This is a genomic window from Frankia nepalensis (assembly GCF_016786325.1).
In the GTDB taxonomy this organism is placed as follows: domain Bacteria; phylum Actinomycetota; class Actinomycetes; order Frankiales; family Frankiaceae; genus Pseudofrankia; species Pseudofrankia nepalensis.
Genome location: NZ_JADWYU010000268.1, coordinates 1 through 5,584 on the forward strand (window position 1 = coordinate 1; position 5,584 = coordinate 5,584).

Below are 5,584 nucleotides of genomic sequence, written 5' to 3' on the forward strand. Positions count from 1 at the left end.
GGGGGCGGGGGCGGGATCGGGCGCGAACACCGCGCCCGCCCCGGGCCCGGCGCGTTTGGCCTCGTACATGGCCTGGTCGGCGGCCCGCAGCAGGGCGTTGGCGTCGTATCCCGTCTGGCAGCCGCCGGCCGACGGTGTGCTCAGCGCGACGCCGATGCTGGCGCTGACCCGCAGGTGCTCGGCGGGGGCCGTGGACGCCGCGGCCCCCGCGCCGTCCGGTTTCGGCATGCCGATCGGCGCGGCGACCGCCGCGGCGAGGCGGTCGGCGACCAGTCGCGCGGTCGCGGGTTCGGCCTCGCGCACCAGCACGCCGAACTCGTCGCCACCGAACCGGCTGGCGAGGTCGTTCGCGCCCAGGACGGCGGCGAGGCGCCGCCCGACGACGCGCAGCACGTGGTCGCCGACGTCGTGGCCGTGCCTGTCGTTGATCGGTTTGAAGCCGTCGAGGTCGATGAAGAACAGCGCGTTGCGCGTGCCGTCGGCCGCCGAGGTGGTGAGGGCGCCGACGAGGTGGGTGAGGAAGGTCGCGCGGTTGGGCAGCCCGGTCAGCGGGTCGTGCCGGGCCTGGTGGGAGAGGCGGTCCTGCAGGGCCTTGCGTTCGCCGACCTCGTGGCAGGTGATGACCACGCCGTCGAGGTCGGGGGTGCCGCGCTCGTCGACCGCCGTGAGGTCGAACCAACGGAATCCCGCGACGTCCGCGGCCGCGCCGGCGTCTGCTTCGGTGTCCCACCGCGGACCGGCGTCGCCGAGCGGGGCGGCACCGTTCGGGGCGGTACCCGCGCGCAGCCGGACGTCGGCGAGTGTCGTCTCGCCGGGGGGCAGGCGGGTGAGCGCCGCCGCCACCCGCTCGCGGTCGTCGGGGTGGACGAGGTCGAGCAACGGCTGGTCGACCCACTCGACGTCGGCCTGGCCCAGCAGCCGCCGCGCCGACGGGCTCATGAACACCACGGTCAGGCCGTCGCGGACCAGCACGATCACGTCATGGGTGTTGCCCAGCAGGTCGTACAGCCGGGCGCGGGCCCTGCGCACTCCCAGTTCCCGGAGCACGCCGAACAGGACCAGCCCGAGCACCGACCCGCCCAGCACGCCGACGAGCGCGCGGTCGCGGCTCGCCTGCTGGGCGCGCAGGTCGCCGTAGAGCTGCTGCGTCGAGGCCTCGAACGTGGTCACGTAGCCGGTTGCCCGCTGCGCGGCCGCGATCACGGTTCGCTCGTGGCCGTCGGCTCCGCGTGTCTGCCACACCTCGGCGTGACCTGGCCGCAGGCCCGCCAGGCGGGCCGGGTCGACATGGCGCCGGCCGACCTCGGCTGGTGCCCAGGAGGAGATCGCGACTCCGTCGCGGTCCAGCTGGGACAGCCCGCCGGCGCCGGTGCCGAGCACGCCGAGGCGTTCCTGGAACCGCTGGCCGGCGGTGTCGATGGACAGCGCGACCAGGACCGCCCGTGGCCTGTTCTCGCCGGTCGCGGAGCCCGTCGTGGCACCGCCGGCGCCGGGGGTGCTGGCGCCGATCGGCGCCAGGGCGGCTCGGACCTCCTGACCGTCCACGTCGAAGGCGGACGACCAGCCGGGCCGGCCGCCCAACGCGTCGCGCCAGGCGGGGCCCAGCTGGTCGACAGGGATGGACGTGCCGGTCGGACGTACCGCGATCGCCCGTCCGGACGGGTCCATCAGGGCGACGGCCACGGTCGGGTTGCCCGTGGGCGTGAGGTCGAAGACCGGCAGCAGACCGGCGTCGCGGGCCGCGTCGGTCGGGCTGAAGCCGGCGCCTTCGACCATGGCCTGAAGTACCCGGGGGTCGTCGGTCCGCGACCGGTAGTCCGCGATGCTCTGGACGAGGCCGACCCGGTTGGCGAGGCGTTCGTGCTCGGCGTGGCCGAGCTGCCAGCGCCCGACCAGCAGGGCGGCGAGCGCGAGCAGGACGGCGAGGACGGCGCCGGTGACGAGCGGAACGGCCGTGGCGAGCCGGCCCTGACGCCGCGACCGGTTCTGACCCCACCAGCACGAGCGGTTGCCCCCGCCGAGCCGGCCGCCGCGACCGCGCCGGGCTCGCGGACCCGCGGGCCCGTGGGGGTGCTTCTGTCGCTTCGGCGACAACATTGTCGCGATGCGTGCCCGGCCGGTGGGCGATGATCTCGCGTCGGCGGGCTTCGCCGACGGGTTAGCCGAGACCGTACGGGCCGAGGCCGTGCCCCCTCTGGCTCAGAGGCGTCGAACGTCCATGCTGGGCATCCAGGTCCCCATGGAGATCGCCACCTGTGTGCGAAAGATTACTTAAGGTTACGCGCGTCCCGTGTTCGCTGGCAAAGCCTGCTGCCCCCTGGACGGCCGCCCGGGCTACGGCCGTGGCCCGGCGCCGGCTACGCGAAGGACGATCTTGCCCTGTAGGTGCCCCCGCTCGCCGCGTTCGTGGGCTCGCCAGGCCTCCGTGAGCGGGAAGGTGCTGTCCAGATGGACGCGGACGGCCCCGGAATCGATCAGCTCGGCGAGCTCGCCGAGCTGGCGGCCGTCGGAATGCACCTGGCCGCTGGCGCGCTGGATGCCCCGAGCCGCGAGCTCGTGGTCGTGGTAGTCGCCGAAGAAGACCGGGCTGAGCACGCCGCCGTCGCGCAGCGCCGGGGTGAGTCGATGGCCGTGCGGCCCGCCGACCGTGTCGAAGAGGTAGTCCACGTCGCGCGCGACGTCGGTGACCGCGGTGGTGGTGTAGTCGACGTACTCGTCCACGCCGAGGCCGCGCAGGAAGTCCTCGTGGCGGCCGGAGGCGACGGCGATGACGCGGGCGCCGCGATGCCTGACGAGCTGGACGAGGAAGTGCCCGACACCTCCGGCGGCGCCGTTGACCAGGACCGTGCTGCCGGGTTCGGGCTTGGCGTGGTCGACGAGGTACTGGTAGGCGGTGAGCCCGGCCATGGGTACCGCGGCGGCGTGGTCGTGGTCGAGGGCGGCCGGCTTGCGGGCCAGGTCGGTGACCGGGGCGGTGGTGTACTCCGCGTAGCCCCGCGCGCCGCCGATCGTGGTCGGGAACCGCAGCAGCCCGAACACCTCGTCGCCCTCGGCCCAGGTGGTCACTCCCGGGCCGAGGGCGACGACGGTGCCGGAGACGTCCGAGCCCGGGGTGAACGGGAAGGTCAGGACCGGCCGGAGCTCCTCCGGAATCGCCGAAAGCCCGCCACGGCCGTACCAGTCGGGTGGGTTGACCCCGGCGGCGTGGACCTGGACGAGCACCTCTCCGGCCCCTGGCTCGGGGACGGGGACCTCCTCCAGGCGCAGCTCGGAGGGCGGGCCGGCGCGGTGGACCCGGATGGCCTTCATGGCATGACTCCTCGGGGGGCTCGCCTCCGGTAGGATCCGGAGCGGTGCTCCGAATACTAGGCGGAGCGGTGCTCCGATAGTCAAGGGGGCGGTCGCGCGCCGGCCGTGGCCCGAGGAGGGTGCGCGTTGGTCGACACGGATCCGGTGCCGCGCGGCCAGCGCGCCGACGCCCGCCGCAACCGCGACGAGATCCTCGCCGTGGCCCGGGACGTACTGGCCGAGCAGGGCACCCAGGCCTCGCTGCGGGACATCGCGCGGCGCGCCGGCGTCGGGCTGGGCACGCTCTACCGGCACTTCCCGACCCGCGACGCGCTGCTGGAGACCCTGTTGCGCGAGGGCTTCGACCGGCTGGCGCGGCTCGCCGAGACCCTGCGGGAGACCCACGCCCCGGACGAGGCGCTGGCGCGGTGGCTCCAGGCACTGGCGGCCGGTGCCGGCGCCTACCGGGGCCTTCCGTCGTCGCTGGCCGCGGCCCTCGGCGAGCCGGGCTCCGCGCTGGGAGCGTCCTGCCGGGCGCTGCGCGACGCCGGCGCCCGGCTGCTGCTCGACGCGCAGGAGCGCGGCCTGGCCCGCCAGGACGTCACCGGAGAGGACATGTTCGCCCTCGTGGGCGCGGTCGCCTCGATAGCCGAGCCCGGGGGGCCGTTCGCGGACCGCCGCGACCATCTGGTCCGCGTGCTGCTCGACGGCCTCGCCCCGCCCGCGCCTCCGCCACCGCCGGCCTGCCACGCCTGATCGCCGATAGTGCCCCCTGGAGGTCGTGATCCGGCCTGGATCGCGACCTCCAGGGGGCAGGAACGGCGATCATGACCCGCGTCGAGGCCGGGCGAGCCCTGGCGGACCGTGGAGTTAGGCGCTCGCTGGGGAGCGGGCGGCGCGCAGCGGCGCGAGGGCGCCAGACCAGGCGACGAGTTGGTCGAGAAGCTCGGTGAGTGCCTGGTGCTGGCGCTCCTCGGGCTTGAGCGTCGTGAAGTTCTCGAAGTCGTGGAAGAACGACAGCGCCACCTGGCCACGCACGGTCGCGAGCTGGAGCTCGGCGGCGATCAGCCGGAGGTGCTCGACCGCCCGCGACCCTCCGACGACGCCGTAGCTGACGAAGCCGGCCGCCTTGTTGGCCCACTCGGCATAGAGGTAGTCGATGGCGTTCTTGAGCACGCCCGTGGTGGAGTGGTTGTACTCGGGTGTGACGAAGATGTAGCCGTCATATTCGGCTACTGCCTGCGACCACCGCCTGGTGTGCTCGTTCTCGTAACGCCCGGCGGACGCGGGGATCGGCTCGTCGAGGTGCGGGAGAGGGTAGTCGGCGAGGTCGACCAGCTCAAAGGTCGCGTCGTCGCGCGGAGACGCCTGCTCGAGAACCCAGCGGGCGACGCCCTCGCTGTAGCGGCCCGGCCGGGTGCTCCCGACGATGATCGCGATTTTGGTCACGCTGTGTCTCCTTTGGCGGTGCGAGATGGGTCGCCCGGTGGGCCTTGTTCGGCTCGGGCGAGGGTTAGCTTGCCCGGGGGCCCAGACCGTTCGGAAGACTGCATTTCAAGGTGCATCGCGCACCTTGAGGTGCGTATTGGCAGGAGGACGCTGGATGGCGCGTGAAGCGGCCGATGGACAGCTCACGGCGGGCGAAGCCGGTGAACGGCCCTCGTGCGCGACGGAGCATGACGTGCGGTCGGTCCGGGAACTGTTTCGCCGCGTCGGCGACAAGTGGTCCCTGCAAGTCGTGTCCGAACTGCGTGACGGTCCGGTGCGGTTCATGGTCCTGCTGGACCGGATTGATGGGATCTCGCATCGCCTTTTGGCCAAGACGCTGAAGAGCCTCGAACGCGACGGGCTCGTGACGCGGCTGGCCTACCCCGAGGTGCCGCCACGGGTGGAGTACGCGCTCACCTCGCTCGGCGAGTCACTCCTCGAGCCGATCAGCGCGCTCGCGGCCTGGGCGGAACGCCACCGCCCCGAGGTCGACGCGCGCCGGGCCCAGTACGACGCGCGCAACTCGCCGATCGCGCCCGCACCCGCGCCGCCGGGCGAGGCCGCGGCGAAGCCCCACCCGGCGGCCACCCCGGCGGCACGTCCCACGCCGGCGGGCCACCGCATCCTCGTCGTCGACCGCGGGCACGTGGTCGAGGCGGGCAGCCACGAGGAACTCCTGTCCGGCAACGGGCTCTACGCCTCACTGTGGCGGGCCGAGCGCAGTCAGGAACCGGCCTGAACCTGCCTCGACCGGCCTGAACCGGCCAAAGGCGCCCGCGGCGGCCCCGGCCGGGCTTCGGCCGGGGCC

5 protein-coding genes are annotated in these 5,584 nt (G+C 73.9%); 2 read left to right on the forward strand and 3 right to left on the reverse strand.

The genetic code is table 11. The features are described from left to right. Together I6A81_RS40005 and I6A81_RS40010 are read right to left on the reverse strand one after the other, a co-directional pair. The coding region (locus I6A81_RS40005) for a diguanylate cyclase (RefSeq protein WP_203010486.1) at nt 1-2,097 on the reverse strand (2,097 nt) is incomplete at its 3' end. Nucleotides 2,098-2,334: 237 nt separating this feature from the next. Next, nucleotides 2,335-3,309 (reverse strand): NADP-dependent oxidoreductase, encoded by a 975-nt coding sequence (locus I6A81_RS40010; protein ID WP_203006074.1) that lies wholly within the window; start codon nt 3,307-3,309, stop codon nt 2,335-2,337. A 126-nt stretch (nt 3,310-3,435) separates the two neighbouring features. Between I6A81_RS40010 and I6A81_RS40015 the strand changes: the two genes are divergently transcribed. After that, on the forward strand, nt 3,436-4,044 hold the full coding sequence (locus I6A81_RS40015; RefSeq protein ID WP_203006073.1) for a TetR/AcrR family transcriptional regulator: 609 nt from the start codon (nt 3,436-3,438) through the stop codon (nt 4,042-4,044). 114 nt (nt 4,045-4,158) lie between these two features. Here the strand turns inward: I6A81_RS40015 and I6A81_RS40020 are convergent, their stop codons facing one another. After that, on the reverse strand, nt 4,159-4,737 hold the full coding sequence (locus I6A81_RS40020) for an NADPH-dependent FMN reductase (protein WP_203006072.1): 579 nt from the start codon (nt 4,735-4,737) through the stop codon (nt 4,159-4,161). 154 nt (nt 4,738-4,891) lie between these two features. Between I6A81_RS40020 and I6A81_RS44485 the strand changes: the two genes are divergently transcribed. Continuing rightward, nucleotides 4,892-5,515, forward strand: a complete 624-nt coding sequence (locus I6A81_RS44485) for a winged helix-turn-helix transcriptional regulator (protein ID WP_238430430.1) — start codon at nt 4,892-4,894, stop codon at nt 5,513-5,515. Nucleotides 5,516-5,584 lie beyond the last annotated feature (69 nt).